Annotated in this window: 11 protein-coding genes; 6 read left to right on the top strand and 5 right to left on the bottom strand. The window is 43.7% G+C overall.

What is annotated here, in order from left to right; all coding sequences use genetic code 11:
* Positions 1-8: 8 nt before the first annotated feature.
* The 4 genes from ACE38W_RS07645 to ACE38W_RS07660 all read right to left on the bottom strand — a co-directional run bounded on the left by ACE38W_RS07645 (position 9) and on the right by ACE38W_RS07660 (position 6,681).
* Positions 9-3,404 carry a SusC/RagA family TonB-linked outer membrane protein gene (locus ACE38W_RS07645; protein ID WP_375829822.1) on the bottom strand — a complete coding sequence of 1,132 codons (3,396 nt, stop codon included), beginning with the start codon at positions 3,402-3,404 and terminating at the stop codon, positions 9-11.
* Positions 3,405-3,691: 287 nt separating this feature from the next.
* The gene (locus ACE38W_RS07650; protein WP_375829823.1) at positions 3,692-4,855 is read right to left on the bottom strand and encodes a FecR family protein; all 1,164 of its coding nucleotides are present in this window, start codon (positions 4,853-4,855) and stop codon (positions 3,692-3,694) included.
* A gap of 61 nt (positions 4,856-4,916) precedes the next feature.
* On the bottom strand, positions 4,917-5,510 hold the full coding sequence (locus tag ACE38W_RS07655) for an RNA polymerase sigma factor (RefSeq protein ID WP_375829825.1): 594 nt from the start codon (positions 5,508-5,510) through the stop codon (positions 4,917-4,919).
* 361 nt (positions 5,511-5,871) lie between these two features.
* Positions 5,872-6,681 (bottom strand): 5'-nucleotidase, lipoprotein e(P4) family, encoded by an 810-nt coding sequence (locus tag ACE38W_RS07660; RefSeq protein WP_375829826.1) that lies wholly within the window; start codon positions 6,679-6,681, stop codon positions 5,872-5,874.
* Between the two features lie 94 nt (positions 6,682-6,775).
* Between ACE38W_RS07660 and dprA the strand changes: the two genes are divergently transcribed.
* Together dprA and guaB are read left to right on the top strand one after the other, a co-directional pair.
* Positions 6,776-7,882, top strand: coding sequence for a DNA-processing protein DprA (gene dprA, locus ACE38W_RS07665; RefSeq protein ID WP_375829827.1), 1,107 nt, complete (start codon positions 6,776-6,778; stop codon positions 7,880-7,882).
* A 109-nt stretch (positions 7,883-7,991) separates the two neighbouring features.
* On the top strand, positions 7,992-9,464 hold the full coding sequence (guaB, locus tag ACE38W_RS07670) for an IMP dehydrogenase (RefSeq protein ID WP_375829828.1): 1,473 nt from the start codon (positions 7,992-7,994) through the stop codon (positions 9,462-9,464).
* Between the two features lie 73 nt (positions 9,465-9,537).
* Here guaB and ACE38W_RS07675 read toward each other — a convergent pair whose 3' ends face one another.
* Positions 9,538-9,972: a DUF6326 family protein gene (locus ACE38W_RS07675; protein WP_375829830.1), complete on the bottom strand. Its 435-nt coding sequence runs from the start codon at positions 9,970-9,972 to the stop codon at positions 9,538-9,540.
* Positions 9,973-10,139: 167 nt separating this feature from the next.
* Between ACE38W_RS07675 and lnt the strand changes: the two genes are divergently transcribed.
* The 4 genes from lnt to ACE38W_RS07695 all read left to right on the top strand — a co-directional run bounded on the left by lnt (position 10,140) and on the right by ACE38W_RS07695 (position 17,177).
* The gene (lnt, locus tag ACE38W_RS07680; RefSeq protein WP_375829831.1) at positions 10,140-11,750 is read left to right on the top strand and encodes an apolipoprotein N-acyltransferase; all 1,611 of its coding nucleotides are present in this window, start codon (positions 10,140-10,142) and stop codon (positions 11,748-11,750) included.
* Complete coding sequence (locus ACE38W_RS07685; protein WP_375829833.1) at positions 11,731-12,522, top strand: alpha/beta fold hydrolase; 792 nt, start codon at positions 11,731-11,733, stop codon at positions 12,520-12,522. The genes lnt and ACE38W_RS07685 overlap by 20 nt, the downstream gene beginning before the upstream one ends.
* A 33-nt stretch (positions 12,523-12,555) precedes the next feature.
* Positions 12,556-15,192 carry a PKD domain-containing protein gene (locus ACE38W_RS07690; RefSeq protein WP_375829835.1) on the top strand — a complete coding sequence of 879 codons (2,637 nt, stop codon included), beginning with the start codon at positions 12,556-12,558 and terminating at the stop codon, positions 15,190-15,192.
* Between the two features lie 62 nt (positions 15,193-15,254).
* Entirely contained in the window at positions 15,255-17,177 is a 1,923-nt protein-coding gene (locus ACE38W_RS07695; protein ID WP_375829837.1) for a gliding motility-associated C-terminal domain-containing protein, read from the top strand.
* The last annotated feature ends 19 nt before the right edge of the window (positions 17,178-17,196 follow it).

The raw sequence follows: 17,196 nt of genomic DNA on the forward strand, positions 1-17,196 counted from the left end.
TTTAGGAATTATTTAAATGTAGCCCTGAGACTGAATGATACAGACCTCGCAAACGGATAATCAATTCCTCTTTCTCTTTTAATAGTAGAGATATAGAACAGGTCATTGGTATAAGCACTGAGATTCAATGCAGCCAGGCTCGCTTTGCTCAGCCAAGGTTTATCTCTGAATTCATAACCGATGTTTAGAGAAGACAAGGAAATTGAGTTCTCATTCTGGATGAATCGGGAAGACATTGGTGTAGACTTGCTATCGGCAATACCTTTGAAAGGAACTATATCACCTGGTTGTTTCCAACGATCGTATAAAGCTCTCTTATCCTGGTTGTTGGATAATTGTGCGTAGGTGATGTTTTCTACTTTACTGTATAACGCACTATTGAATTGATCTTTACTATATATGTAGCTAAAGTAAACGCTGGCGCGGAATCCGTGGTAGTTTAAAGAAGAGTTGAATACGCCTTGTACTTTAGGATTGGTGGTACCCACTCTTACCTGGTCAGTAGGATCATATACGAAAGTTTGCTGCCCATCTTTACGCAGGAATACTTCTCTTCCGGTTGCAGGATCGATACCCTGTGAAACAACCGCCCACAGATCATAAGAGCTGTAACCATCTTTATATCTGGTTAAAGAATTACTGGATTGCAGTTCTTTGTTTAAGCCAGCCAGTTTACTATTGAAGTTTTCGTAGTGTTGTTTCAGCATAGCGCCGGAAACACCCAATGACCAAACCACATTAGGCTTGAATATAGGATAAACAGTAGCCTGGAATTCCCATCCTCTAACTACAGAGGTACCCGCATTAAATGGATAGTCGCTCAAGCCCGTAGAAGAAGGCAGTGTGATGGCTACTACCAGTGGGTCAGTCAGTTTCTGGTATCCATTTACCTGCAGTTTAATTCTGTTTTTGAGAAGATCCGCATCGATACCAAAGCTGGTTTGCAGGGTGCTTTGCCATTGCAGGTCTGGCGCTCCTAATGCGCTCAGGTAAACACCCTGTCCGAAGCCATTGATAGAAGAATAATATTTATAAATAGATTCACTTACGTTGCCGAAGTTTTGGTTACCGGTAAGACCAACGTTAGCGCGTAAACGCAGATTATCTATCCATCCTATGTTTTTGATAAATTGTTCTCTGTGCAGGTTCCAGCTACCACCCACAGAATAGTAAGGTTGGTAACGTTTATTAGAACCGAATGCTGTGGAGCCATCGAAGCTGGCGTTCAGATCTACGTTGTAGCGGCCGTCATAAGAATAGTTCACGGAACCGATGAAAGAGTTTCTCCTGGTGATTGAGTTAGCTGCATTAGGCACACCACTTTGCTGGTAGCCGTATGCGAAAGCTGGGTTACCGTTGCTGATGTTAGGGAAACCTATTGCAACATAACCATTGGCAGTATTTCTGTTTTCAGCAGCTTCTGCGCGGGCATAGGCGGTGAAGGAATGACGTTGCGCCAGCATTTGTGTATAGGTAGCACTTACGTTAGCATTGTAGGAGAATGGTGTTTGTCTGGCAAATGTATAAGAACCACGTAAGGTAGGATCTGCCTGCGTGAGATACTGTGTATTCAATGCAGATACGAATGCAGACGATTCATTCATTCCTTTTGAGATCTGACCATTACCCTGGATACGCAGATGTTTGTTTACATCAATGTTCACCTGTAAATTATCATTTAACGTATAGCCGTTACCTTTATCATAACTTCCTAAACCAGCGTTGTAGTAAGGGTTTACGATATCTCTGTTCATAGGTGAATAACCCGTTCTGATTTGTTCCAGGTAGGGTTGTGATTTATCTACTGGCACTTCATAATATGGATTTGCATTTGCCCAGTTGGAGAAGCTACCATAAGGAGAATTTGCCAGATTATTACCACTGATATATGCCATATTACCGATTCTAACGCGATCAGTATTATAGAATAAGTTCAGTGTAACACCCCAGTCGTTATGTTTAGAACCGATCATGGTAGCGGAGTTGCTACGATAGTTGAAGCCTACTTCATATTGCAGGGTGTTATCGCCACCAGAAGCATTTACCGCATGACGTTGCGTTAAACCTGTTTGTAAAGGTTTATTTAACCAATAAGTGTTTACGCCACGTAATACGTTTTTCAGGTGTGCATTATAGATAGTATCGAGGTATACCTGATATTGCGGGTTGCTGGAAGTTTCTTTGTAAGCGCCGGCCAGTTTCTCGAATTGCAGTTTCTCACTTGCATTCATCATGTTATAGGAGGAGAGGTCTGGCAGTTCGGCACGAAGGTCAGCGGTGTAGCTCACGCGCAGTTTTCCAGGAACTGGTTTTTTTGTTTCTACTACGATTACACCATTAGAAGCTCTGGAACCATAGATAGCAGTAGAGGCAGCATCTTTCAGGATGGTAACAGAAGCAATGAGGTTGATATCGAGATCTACGATGGTTTGTAAATTTGTTTCAAAACCATTCAGGATGAAAAGCGGCTGGTTAGGATCAGTAGAGAACTGGTCACGGAGTGCGCTGGACGTAATACTGGTTTGTCCACGCAGCTCAATGGTAGGCAATACGTTAGGGTTGGAACCAGCGAGGTTATTTTCGATCTGAACAAAAGAAGGGTCCAGGAGTTTGAGACTGGAAACGATATCCTGGTTGCTCACCATTTTCAGCTGTTCGCCGGTAAAGCTCGCAGTAGCGCCAGTGAAGCTTTCTTTTTTTCGTACCATCATACCCGTGATTACCACGTCTTTGATGTTCTTTTGATCATCTTGTAAAGAAATATTTATGGTAGCAGTTGTTTTGGCGGTTACTTCGTATACTTTATAACCGATATAGGAGAATACCAATACATCACCTTCAAAACATTTGAGGGAGTAATTACCTTTTACATCGGCTACGGCAAAGCGTTCTTTGTGTCCTTTTACGTATACTGTTGCACCAGGCAGTAAATTACCGGAAGCATCTGCAATTTTACCAGAGATGACAATAGGCATGCCTACTGTCCACACAGCTGGTACGTTATTTTCAGCAGTATTGGCTTTACGGATCAATACAATATTATTTCCATCAATTCTGTAGTTCAATGGTTGATCTGCAAACACTTCATCCAGGAAAGACCTTAATGGCGTATTATTGGCACGAACAGTGACCGTACCTGTATTTTCCAGCAATGCTTTATTGTAGAAAACTACATACCCGGTCTGTTTCTCTATTTCAGAGAATACAACCTTTAACCCTGCTCCTTTGGCAGAAAACGTCACTGATTGAGAATAAGAACTCGCATATACATGCATCAGCGAAAAGCACATTATTAAAGCGGTTAGCTTCATAACCAACAAGTAATGTTTTAAAGCGCCGTTCTGGCGTAGCCAGCGCAGTAATCCCGGCCACATAACCGTAGAACGGTTTGCAGATTTTTGCATAATTTTGGTTGGGTTTTGATTTTTAAATGTTGTTGTATACGACGATTTTCCAATCGGAACTTATGCCGGAAGCGAGGGTCGAAGTTCTCTTCCGGCTTTTTGTTCCAAGTTGGTTGGTTCAAGGGCAAAGGCAAGACATTCCCATACCGGACAAATCCGGTGGCATTGCTCAACGTTTACCAGTTATGTTAATACTTAGTTAGATGTTACTTTCTGTTTTACTGTCTCTTTGATTTAAATTTCAGTTATACAATCTCATAAGTTCCTAGCAATAAACTTGTCATTGGCTATGGCAAAATAGTTAGTTGGCGTCCGTCGATTTTAAAATGGACTTCTGCGTCTTTCAACGCATGTAGTACTCCGTCAAGACTCATATCCATGCTTAATTTGCCACCGAAGTCTATATTAGGAGGTGTTCCTTCATATACTACTTCGATATCATACCATCTGGACAGTTGCTTCATTACATCTTTAATATTGGCACCTTCGAAATTGAATAGTCGGTTTTTCCAGGCCATTACTTTGGAAAGGTCTGGACTTGTATTAATTGATACCTGGTTGCCATTTTCGTTGACCAGGGCCTGTTGCCCGGGTTTCAGTGTTATCTTATCGCCTGCCGCTGCTACATTTATGGAGCCTGTCAACAGGGTGGCTGTTATATTTTTATCGTCGTTGTAAGCACTAATGTTAAAGCTGGTACCTAATACCGCTACAGTTGTTTGGTTGGGAAGCGAAACAAAGAATGGACGATTGGCTTGTTGTGCTACTTCCAGGTATACTTCGCCGCTTACCTCTATACGTCTTTCATTGCCAACAAAGCTCACCGGAAATCTCACAGAGCTGGCTGCGTTCATCCATAGTACAGAGCCGTCAGGCAATACCAGGGTAAACTGCCTGGACCTTGGTGTTGTAATGGTGTTCCAGGCTATACTACTGTTTTCATTTTTCAGTACATCATATTTCAGTTTGCCGGAGTCCATAAGCAGGTTAGTTCCTTGCTGGGCGGTGATGACACCGTTGCCAAGACTATCGAGCAAAACCTGTTGACCATTTGCCAGCGTAAGCATGGCGCCCTGGCGGCCAGGTTGGATTTTTGCCGCTGCCTGGAAGTTGTCGATAACCACTGTAGGTTTCGGACTATTGTACCACCATGTTGCACCGGCTACCAATATCACTGCTGCAGCTGCAGCCCAACGCCAACGGCTAATCGGCATCACAGGCACTTCTTCTCTTCGTTCAGCAGCATCTAACAGCGCTTCTATCGCCGCCTGCCTATGATCAAGTAATTGTCCTTTTGCAAAGGTGCGTTCAGGGAAAGCCTCATGCAGCATTTCATTAAATGCTTCAAGAGAGGTGTCGTTACACCATTTTTCCCAGGAAAGGCGCTCCTGCTCAGTGATGGTGCCAGCATCATATTTCCTGAGCAGTACAATTACTTCTTGCTTATTCATAAGTTATCAATCAATAGACGTAACTGAAAAAGATAGTGGACACCTTTTTCAAAAAAATATTTTAGGAGATGGAATTCCAACAATAGAGCAATATCAATGAGAACCACTCACCGTTCTTTACCAGTGCGGTTTTCATTTGTTCCAGTGCAGTATACAGGTGTTTTTTTACGGCAGATCTGCTGATGCCTTCCCGTTGGGCAATTTCCTGGAGTGTGAGTCCTTCTTGCGTGCGAAGCAGGAATATAGATTTTTTCTTTCCGTGGAGCTGTTGTACTGCAGCCCAGGCAGTTTCATAGTATTGTTTATATAGGTAGATATCATCCGAAAGCGGTTCAGATTCCGGCCGGTGTTCCTGATAGGTAAGTTCTGCAGTTGCCCGGGTATTCCGGCTCCTTAGTTTATCAATACGGAGATTTTTGGCAACCGTGAAGATATAGTCACCAAAAGACCGGACCAGCATCAGTGTTTCACGACTGATCCAAGCCTTCACAAAAGCATCCTGAATTAATTCTTCTGCCTCGGTTTCTGATTTTACCAGAAAAGAAAGGGAATGATATAGGGAATCGTAATAACGGGCATATAAGCTACCATATGCCTCCCTGTTTCCTTCAGCAGCCTGATGCAATAACTCTTTTTCCTCTATTCTGGTTGACAATACGATTGTTCATTTATCCTGTACAAACACTAAATAAAAAGCCAAGATAAGACAGTGTTTTTTAAAATTCTACTAAAAAATTAGAAAAATACTGCAATAACCAACATTTTGCAGCACTTTGTCCACCCAAAAGTTCACTGTCCTGCCTAAAGACGTTTTTCCCGCTCACTATGGACACCCTTTAATCCAAAAAAATTATGAAAAAATATCGATGTATGCTTAATCATCTACCTAAAAACATATAACCTTCGTATTATCAAACACATAAGCATACACGAAGCAAAAAAGTGTCCCAAAAATATTGCTGGAGGTAAGTAGCCAGCAATATTTTGGGGACACTTCAATATAATTCGAATCGATCTTAATAATTCTTCAACACGGATTGCATGATAGAATCTTTCTGGTGATCTGTGAGTTTGTATTGGAAATTATAGATAGCGCCTTCCCAGTCGCCATACATTGGATTTGGTAATACGATGAATCTGGAACCATATTCAGGAGCTGATTTCAGCGCAGCTGCATTTCTTTCCTGATAAGGTTTTTTATCGAAGATGTTAGAAAAATCGCTCAGATTATCTCCAAACAGCATTACGATATCAAACTGTTGTAATACTTGCTGGCGACGGCCTTCCTTACCAGAAGTCGTTGTTTTCAGCATCAGGTGCTGATCATCAGCAAAAGGAAAATTATAACGTTGGAGATTTTTCAGCGTGGCAGCGCGTTCCGACTCACTACGGTTGGTAATATAAAACACCTGTACGCCTTTGGAGGCTGCATATTTGAAGAAGTTAGGGGCTCCAGGCACGGTATCAGCAGCAGCTTTAGCTGTCCATTCGCTCCAGCTTTTCTCGTCATATCCACGGTCGTTCAACGCCTGATGAACAGAATACGGGCTGTTGTCCAGTACTGTTTCATCAATATCCGTTACTACGGCCAGGGGCTTAGCGCCTTTCTGTGCCAGGTACTGGTCTAATCTTAAAGCGGCCAGCTGATATGCCTGCAGACATAAAGCCTTATACTCCCCTGATTGTTGCTGCCAAAGTGCTGCCCATCCTGCGCCATGAGGAATCAGTTTAGTACTTTGCGCTACAGGGGTTGCGGCAGGCTGAACAGACTTACACGCTGCCATACCGGCCAACAGCAATACACCCCAGATCCTTGTCATCTTCATAATATATATCTGTTTAATGCTGCAAAAATAAATCACCTGGAGAAGAAATAATTACCATTGATAAATTGTAATTTAATAAGACAAATTGTTTGTTATGCCCGATGAATTAATGTACAGGATTGCATTAACCCAGGTGCCTATGCTCGGCGATGTAAGTATCCGCAAGCTCCTGGAGTATTTCGACAGTGCGGCCGCTATCTTTCAGGCACGCTCTTTCCAATTAGAAAAAGCCGCGCATATAGGCAGCATAAAAGCTAATGCTATCAAGCAATTCAGGGATTTTGCAGGTATTGAAAAAGAGATCAGCTTTATGCAAGATTATGGCATAGATCCGCTATGGATAATGGATAACGCCTATCCTTCCCGATTGAAACACTGTTATGATGCCCCGGTACTATTATATTATAAAGGCAATGCAGATTTAAATGCTTCCCGGATGGTGAATGTGATAGGCACCAGGCAGCCATCTCCTTATGGGATGCAGGTTTGCGGGCAGATAGTAAAAGACCTCTGTGCTGCCGGCGCTACTATTGTGAGTGGTCTGGCCTATGGTATAGATATTATTGCACATAGGACGGCACTCGCCTCAGAACAGGCTACCATAGGCGTTTTAGCTCATGGCCTGGATAGGTTGTACCCTGCCGTGCATCAGGAAACAGCCCGTGAAATGGTTCGTAGTGGCGGATTACTGACAGATTATCGTTGCGGTACCTTGCCAGATAAACAGAATTTCCCGCGTAGAAACCGCATAGTGGCAGGTTTATGTGATGCTACCGTTGTGATAGAAAGTGGTATCAAAGGAGGTTCGCTCATCACCGCGGACCTGGCCAATGGTTATAACCGTGATGTATTCAGTGTTCCAGGACGTATCAACGAATGGCATGCTGCCGGCTGTAACAACCTCATCCAGCAAAACAAGGCCATGTTGGCAACTTCAGCCGCCGACATACTGGAAACGATGGGCTGGAATAAACCAGTGAATAAAGGCATGCGTGTATTACAACCCTCATTATTCACGAATTTGTCAGCAGAAGAGCAAAAAATCATGGCCCTCTTTGAGGGCAAATCAAGGCTACATCTGGAAGAATTATATATTCACAGCCGACTTAGCGGCAGCCAGGTGGCGGCGGCCGTATTCAGCCTCGAAATGCAATGCCTTATTAAATGCCTCCCCGGGCAGCTATATGAACCTGTCAGCTGATAGTCATGATATAGTTTATTCACAGATGATTAACGTTGAAATTTTATTTATTGCGCAAATAGGCGTAGATTTGCGTGCAATTATTTTTTAACTGACAAATAGTTGCATCATGCCTGCGGGAAAATCTAAACCCAAATTTGTAGCTGACGGACTGACATTTGATGATGTACTCCTCGTTCCGGCTTACTCTGAAACTCATCCGAAAGATGTAAATATCTCTACGCAATTAACAAAAAACATACGGCTCAATTTACCGATGGTATCTGCCGCTATGGATACTGTTACTGAAGCCAATCTGGCTATAGCCCTGGCTAGAGAGGGTGGTATTGGTATTCTCCACAAAAACATGAGTATTGAAAGACAAGCCGAAATGGTGCGTCGTGTTAAGCGTAGCGAAAGCGGTCTGATTATGGACCCTGTTACCTTAAAAGCCGATGCTACCATTGGTGAAGCTTTAAGACTCATGAAAGAAAACGGCATCGGTGGTATTCCTATCGTAGACGACTCCAATAAACTGGTGGGTATCTTAACCAACAGAGACCTGCGTTTCGAGAAGAACAAAAAACGTCTGGTAAAAGAAGTAATGACCAGCGAAAAGCTGATCACCGCTCCTGAAGGAACAGATCTGAAGAAAGCTGAAAAAATCCTCCAACAATATAAGATTGAAAAACTGCCTGTAGTGAACAAGCAAGGCAGACTGGTTGGCCTGATCACTTACCGTGATATCCTCCAGCTAACGAGCTATCCTAATGCAGTAAAAGACGAATTTGGTCGTTTGCTGGTAGGCGCCGCACTGGGCATCACTCCTGATGTACTGGACCGCGCACAGGCACTGATCAATGTAGGTGTAGACGTAGTTTGTCTGGATAGCTCACATGGTCACTCCATTGCAGTTATCAACACCTTGAAGAAACTGAAAAAAGCATTCCCTAAATTACAGGTAATCGCTGGTAACGTAGCCACTGCAGAAGGCGCACTCGCACTCGCTGCTGCTGGCGCAGATGCGGTGAAAGTAGGTGTAGGCCCAGGTTCTATCTGTACTACACGTATCGTAACTGGTGCTGGTTTTCCTCAGCTCTCTGCTGTAATGGACGCTGCTGAAGCACTGAAAAAACAAGGTATTCCTGTAATCGCTGATGGTGGTATCCGTTATACTGGTGATATGGTGAAAGCTATTGCTGCAGGTGCTTCCTGTATCATGGCTGGTTCCATCTTCGCAGGTGTGGAAGAAAGTCCTGGAGAAACCATCATCTACGAAGGACGTAAATTCAAATCTTACCGTGGTATGGGTTCTATTGAAGCCATGCAGGAAGGTAGTAAAGATCGTTACTTCCAGGATGAAGATGATATCAAAAAACTGGTACCAGAAGGTATCGTAGGTCGTGTACCATATAAAGGTTACCTCTCTGAAGTAATCCAACAATTCGTTGGTGGCTTACGCGCAGGTATGGGCCTTACTGGTTCTAAAGACGTAAAAACCTTACAGAACGCACAGTTTGTGAAAATCACCGCTGCTACTGTCAAGGAAAACCACCCGCACGATGTGGTAATCACTAAAGAAGCACCTAACTATAGCAGATAATATTTACCGCTATCAGTTAAAAAGATAAAGCATGATGAAGCCCGTCTCTACTTAGTAAAGACGGGCTTTTTAATTATGCCTTCGGCCATCGGAAAGCCGTGATAATAATAGTAATCGTCAGCAGGATTTCCACCACACCTAATATGGTGTAGAAAACCCACCATGGGGCCAAAGACGAAAGCACCGTCAATATCATAATACCTGTATAAAGAGCCCCTACCACGATATTCAGCCATTTATTAACAGATGCTTTCAACAATAACGATAATAGTACCATCAATGCCGGAATCAGCACTACCGTTGTAAACATCACCAATTTGCCAGGCGTGGTGGCCCCTACCCCTGATTCTCCAGCCAGCAGGCCTTTAAGACGGGAAGGCACAAACAAAGAGAAAATATCGCCATAGATATAACAGAACATGACAACTATCCACATGCCGGCGAGTTTTATTTTTATATTGACTTTTACGTCCTGAAGGGTGCTAATAGTAGTAAGAGATGTTTCCATAAGGTTTTTTATTTTTCTGTTATGATTCCAAGACGCCCGGATACAGAAAAAGTTACAGTTAAATAGATTGAGTATAGAAGGCTGGCGGGAGATGATTTTTGCGTATCCTGTCTTTTTGTTTTACGGCAATACGCACTTATCTTCGTTGCCGTCTATTTTAATAAACAATGAAGCTTCGCAGCATATTACTAAGCATAATCACTGGAATAATACTTTGGCTTTCATGGCCTACCATGCCATTTACGCCATTGATATTCGTAGCCCTGACTCCTTTATTTTATATAACAGAGAAGATCAGGCACAGAGGCGCTTACTTCGGTCTGATTTTCCTGGCATTCCTGGTATGGAATGTAGGCAGTACTTGGTGGGTGGGCAATACACCCGTTCCTGCGAGCGGCGTATTTGCAAACAGCTTCAATGCGTTTTTAATGACCATTCCATGGATGCTGTATAAGAGTAGCCGTCGCAGGCTGCCGGAAATTGCTTCCTGGTTTGCACTGATCGTATACTGGTTAACGTTCGAATACATACACCAAACCTGGGAACTCAGCTGGCCATGGCTGGTATTGGGCAATGCTTTTGCTACGCACCCAGGATGGATACAGTGGTATGAGTTTACAGGTGCCAGCGGCGGTACACTATGGGTACTGATCAGTAATATTCTCGTATACAATGCATGGAAACGTGCACGCATATACGATTATTCCTGGAAGGAAATCCTAACCAGGCTTAGCTGGAAACCACTGTTGATGATCATCTTCCCGATAATCATCTCCCAATTTATAAAACCAATACCTGATAATCCTGCCGAAAAAATAGGAGTGGTAGTAGTGCAGCCCAACATCGACCCCTATGATGAAAAGTTTGAGGAAGGAAGCAGCATGGAGCAGGTAGAGAAATTTATCCGGCTAAGTGCAGAAAAAACGGATAGCAATACCCGTTATATCGTTTGGCCGGAAACCGCATTATTCCCACAGGGAGCGGATGAAAGAGAATTAAACTATCGCCCGGAAATACTGGCTATCAAAGACTTCCTTCGTAAATTCCCTAAAGCGAAGGTGATTAGTGGTGCTGTAACAACCAAGCAATACAATGCCAATGAAGAAGCACCGGAAAGTGCCAGAACAAGCAGCGATGGTAGTCGCTGGGATGCTTTCAACAGTGCTTTACAAATAGATACATCAACTGCAATTCAGGTATATCATAAATATGAGCTGGTACCTGGTGTGGAGCTGATCCCTTATGTGAGATATGTAGGCTTCTTGCAGCATCTGGCGCTGGATATGGGCGGTATAACCGGAAGTTATGGGCGTACACCAGGCGTGGAAATGCTGACCAACCCTACAGCGAATATTAATGTATTCCCTACGATCTGCTATGAATCTGTTTTTAGCAATTATGTGGCACGTCACTGCAGAGACAATGCAAACCTATTGGTTATCATTACCAATGATGGCTGGTGGGGCAATACAGAAGGCCATCGCCAACACCTGCAATATGCAAGGATACGCGCTATAGAAACCAGGAAATGGATCGCACGCAGTGCCAATACAGGCACTTCAGCTATCATTGATCCTTCGGGGAATATCTATCAACCGCAACCCTATTGGAAAGAAGCAGTTATAAACGGAGATGTAACATCCAGACATGATATTACGTTCTATGTAAAAAATGGAGATCTGATTTCGCGGGGAGCAATAATATTTTGTATCTTGTTGCTGGTACATGCTATCTTTTCAAGATTCATCCCAGGAACAAATGTGGAAAACAACCAATAGTAGTAATGGAGCCTACCAGGATGTAGGACAAGGCCCGGCGATAGTTTTAATACATGGTTTCTTGGAAAACAGCAGCGTTTGGGATAATCAAAGGGACGCACTCAGCACTAATTTTCGCCTCATCATACCCGATTTACCAGGAACAGGTAAATCAAAACTGACAGAGGGGCTTACCATTTCTGCCATGGCAGATTACGTATATTCGATACTGTTAGCAGAAAATATAAAAGAAGCGGTAATTATCGGTCACTCCATGGGAGGTTATGTTGCAATGGCATTGCTGAATAACCATCCTGAAGTGATTAAAGGACTTGGACTTTTTCATTCTACAGCTGCGGCAGACACAGAAGAAAAGAAAGAGACGCGTAGGAAGTCTGTTGCATTTGTTGAGCAACATGGCGTTGAGCTTTTTACCAGGCAAACTATCCCTAATCTGTTTAGCCCGGTTACAAGAAATAGTCAACCAAAATTAATAGAAGCAGGCGTTAACATGTGCGCCAAATGTCCAGCCGAATCCATGATCGCATACACCAATGCAATGATCAACAGACCCGATCTTACCGGATTATTGTCTTCAATGACTGCACCCATGTTATTTGTGATGGGGAAAGATGATATGCTGGTACCTCCTGCTACCGTTTTACAGCAGGTGTTACTCCCTAAAACCACCAGTGTATACATCTTCGAAGAAGTAGGCCATATAGGCATGTGGGAAAAAATTGAGGCCAGTAATTTTTTACTGAACCAATTTGTTTCATTCTGCCAGCTTTAACCCACTTTAAAGCCGGACAAATTTTTTCTTGTTGTGAAAAAACTCCTGTTCATCCTCATATGCGTGATGTGCAGCACGCTCGCCGTGCATGCAAAGCATATAATAGGAGGACAAGTCTACTACAAATTCGTACGAAGAGAAGCCAATGGAGATTATACTTATCATGTAACCATGCGATTATATCGTATATGCGACCATGGTAGTAATATCGCTGAGATGCCCACCACCGTTTACCTCACGGCTTATAACAAAGACGATAATCAGCAATATGGCAAATACACGGTTACCCGTAGCGACTTCCAGGAGAAGAATCTTGGACAAGTAGACCCGTGCATCGTAAATCCTCCTCCAGTATGCTTCCAGGTAGCCTCTTTTGAAACGGATATAACCGTTCCCATTAATACGAAAGGATATGTGGTAGCCTTCCAGAGCTGTTGCCGCGATAACTTCATGGTAAACATCGTATCCGATCCTATTCCAGGGCAGGCTAATAACTACGGCACCGGCGCCACCTATTTCACAGAGTTACCAGGCACCAACAACGGTATCCCCGGCAACTCCAGTCCTGTCTTCAATAAAGAAGAAGCCACACTGGTATGTGCCAATAAACCTTTTACTTACGATTTCTCTGCTTCCGATCCTGATGGCGATGAACTCCATTACCAGTTCTGCGATGCCTACAAAGGTGGTTCTACCACCGACGGACGCACCGGCATTCCTGATCCTGCCGTGGCTCCTCCATATGACTTCGTACAATATGTATCGCCATATACCGGCGCAGCACCTTTAGGGCCAGATGTGAAAATTGATCCCAACACAGGTATTATCTCCGGTACTGCACCCAATCCGGGCAAATATGTAGTAACTGTATGTGTAAACGAATATCGGAACGGTGTACTGATAGGTACACTGAGAAAGGATTTCCACGTCAATGTAACTACCTGTGTGAAACAAGTGGTAGCATCTATGCCTGATAAATATGCAGATTGCAGAAGTTATACTGTCACTTTCCTGAATTCAAGTACGCTCGGGAAGCCTTATACCTGGGACTTCGGTGATGGTACGCCTTTGTTTACCACCACAGATCAAAGTCCGCTGCCACATACTTATGCAGCTCCAGGCTTATACACCGCCAAGTTATGGGTAGATAAAGCCAGCAATTGTGGCGACAGTGCTATTGCCAAAGTATACGTTTATCCGAGGTTCAATGCAGCCTTCTCCACAGATGGCAGCTGTATTCAACGGCCCGTGAAATTCAATGACAGAAGTACGCTGGATATGGGCACGGTGGCTTATTACAAATGGAATTTCGGAACAGGCGTGGCGGCAGATACAGCTAACGGTGCCAACCCAACGTTTCAATATAAAACACCCGGCAACTATCAGGTCATCTTATTTGCACGTACTTCCAACGGATGTGAGCAATTTGATACGGTGAATGTTTCAGTATACGACAAGCCACCAATATTTGCTACTTCCGATACTTTGCTATGTGCGAAAGACTCGCTGAAACTATGGGCTACCAGTACTTCTCAGGGCACGTATTCCTGGATGCCTAGCAATTATAAAATTCTATTTCCCAATACAGCGAATCCTATAGTCTTTCCGCAGAAAGACACCACCTATACGGTCACCTTTACTGACATGCAACAGTGTACCAATACCAAAGCTGTTTTTATCGACAGAATAGATACACTGATGGTGAAAACGATGAAGGACAGTAGCCTATGTACTGGTGATCAAATAACGCTATATGGCACGTCTGATGGGCCTTATGATTTCACCTGGCGTGATTTGAATAATAATACGGTGGTAGGAAAAAATTTAGCTATAACTATCACTCCGCCCCCACCAGCACGCAAATATGAGCTGCTGGCCGAATTAGGTAAGTGCTACACTAAAGATACTGTTTCCTTTAAGATCGTAGATCCACCACAGGTAAGCGCTGCGCCCGACACCAGTATTTGCAGCGGTTCCAAAGTATTGCTGAGAGCCAGTGGTGGTGCTTATTACAGATGGTCGCCAAGTTTTTATGTAGATAGCCCCAGAGCGGCTATAACCTGGGCAAAGCCGGTAGATACAACGCTTTTCACAGTAACGGTAACAGATACACTAGGATGTCCTAAGCCGGTTACGGCTACGGCAAATGTGGCGGTAGTGCCGCCAGTAAGGGCTTTCGCAGGTAATGATACCATCATCATGCTGGGGCATCCATTCCAGCTGCATGCCACCGGAGGGGTAAGATATACCTGGGCACCTCCTACCGGATTAAATAATATTCGTATCTCAGACCCCACTACTACCAATAATAAGGATATCCGGTATATCGTCACCGCCTATACGCAGGAAGGTTGCAGTGGTACCGATGATATTTTAGTAAGATTCATCGCAGGACCAGATATTTATATACCTAATGCTTTCTCACCCAACGGCGATGGACTAAATGACATTTTCCGACCGCTGCCCGTTGGCATCGTGAAGATGAATTATTTCCGTGTATACGATCGATGGGGTAAGCTAATGTATTCATCTACAGAATATATGAAGGGCTGGGATGGTACCGTCAATGGTAACCCTGCAGGCATCGGCACCTATGTCTGGATCGTAGAAGGAGTAGATATTAATCAAAATACTATCAGCCAAAAAGGAACGGTAACGCTAGTACGATAATGACATTCAAATGAACCGGAACTGCCTATTAAGTGTTAAATTAATAGAGCAGTACCCCCCATATGAAGAGAGTCATTTATTTGGTACTTGGCTGCTGTTTGTTATACCTCGATGCAGCTGCTTACCACATCATTGGTGGCGAAATATATTATAAGACGATAGGCATGAGTGCAGATAACCTCCGCTACCGTTATCAGATTACACTCAAACTATACCGCGACGCAGATTTCACGTGTGGCGATAGACAAGGTTGTATTGACCAGTTCGAAAATCCTTCCGTGGCGAATGTATATTCTGCCAATGGCACACGTATACTCAACTCCGTATATCTATACATCACCTCCGTCAAGCCACTGATTGACACCTTAAAGAATCCTTGTCTGGCGCCACAGGCGCAGCACCTGGAAGTAGCTTTCTACGAAGCAACCATCGAATTACCTCCTGCTGTTGGTGGATATTATGTTTCTTCCCAACGCTGCTGCCGTGGAGAAAAGCTCGCCAATATTTACGATTCAGAACATGAAGGTTCTACCTACTATACTGTTATTCCTGGCTCAGAAACCAGGCCTAACAACAACAGCGCTTATTTCAATAAAGATACTGCCATCGTAATCTGTAATGCCATGCCGTTTAAAGTGAGTTATGCTGCTTTTGATCCTGATGGCGATAGTCTTACCTATAGCCTGTGCAGCGCCCTCACAGATGGTTCTGGCACCAGTGAACGTAACGAAAACACACCACCGCCCTACAATACCACCGTTCATTATATTCCTCCCTATTCAGGCAGCAACCCTATGGGAGGCAATCCTGCAATATCCATCGATAATCAGGGGATGATTACCTGTACACCAGACAGGCCCGGAAAATATGTAGTAACGGTATGTGTAAACGAATATGACAGAGTAACGAAAAAATTTCTGGGCACTCACAGTAAGGATATCCTGATGACTATCTTTGATTGTACCACCAGAATCACCGCCAGTATACCTTCTTTACTGAGGAATTGTTCTGAAGATGCAAGTTTCACTATTCCAATGTCTAACAGCAGTAATGCAGGTTTTACATCTACCTATTACTGGAATTTTGGAGATGGTACCGATACACTTACTACCAGCAAAACAGTATTTGATCATACATTTCCAGATACGGGTGTTTTTAAAGTGAAGATGATCGTTAACCCAAGTCTGGCCTGCACGGACAGCGTCACAGCAGAAGTACGGAATTATCCGGGGCTTAAAGTGGATTTCAGCAATACAGGTTTCTGCAAGGGAGATCAGGTAAAATTTGAGGATCTCTCCAGTTATCATTATGGTGATATCACCAGTCGTAAATGGACGATAGACACCATTAAATTCCCCGCGCAAACATTAGGGGTAATGACGTATACTTTTCCTATGGCATCGGTGTACTCCGTAACTCTTGACCTTAGCACTTCCACACAGTGCGAAGGCTCCATTACCAAAAACATACAGATATATGCCGTAAATCCATTTGCTGGCAATGATACCATTTTGATGAAAGGCAAACCTTTTACCATGCAGGGTAGCGGTGGGGAATTCTATAAATGGACACCTGCCTATGGCCTCAGCGACCCTAACATCGCTAATCCAATGCTGAACTCCAATACTGATACTACTTACCACTTACAGGTATCTAATGCACAGGGCTGCATTGGTTACGATTCCGTGAGTGTAAAGTTCTATACCGGCCCTGATATTTATGTCCCTAATGCCTTCTCTCCTAATGGTGATGGGGTCAATGACAGATTCCGGTTTATTCCGGTGGGAATGATCTCCTATAAATACTTCAGAATCTATAATCGCTGGGGACAGGAACTATATGCCAGCACAGATTTCAAAACGGGCTGGGATGGCACTATTGGCGGACAACCGGCGCCCATGGACACCTACATCTGGATACTTGATGCCACCGATGTAAACGGAAAAAATATACAACAGAAAGGAACCGTCACTCTCATCCGGTGATGCTGTATATTTTGCATTA

The sequence above is a fragment of the Chitinophaga sp. Hz27 genome, from assembly GCF_042263525.1.
Taxonomy (GTDB): domain Bacteria; phylum Bacteroidota; class Bacteroidia; order Chitinophagales; family Chitinophagaceae; genus Chitinophaga.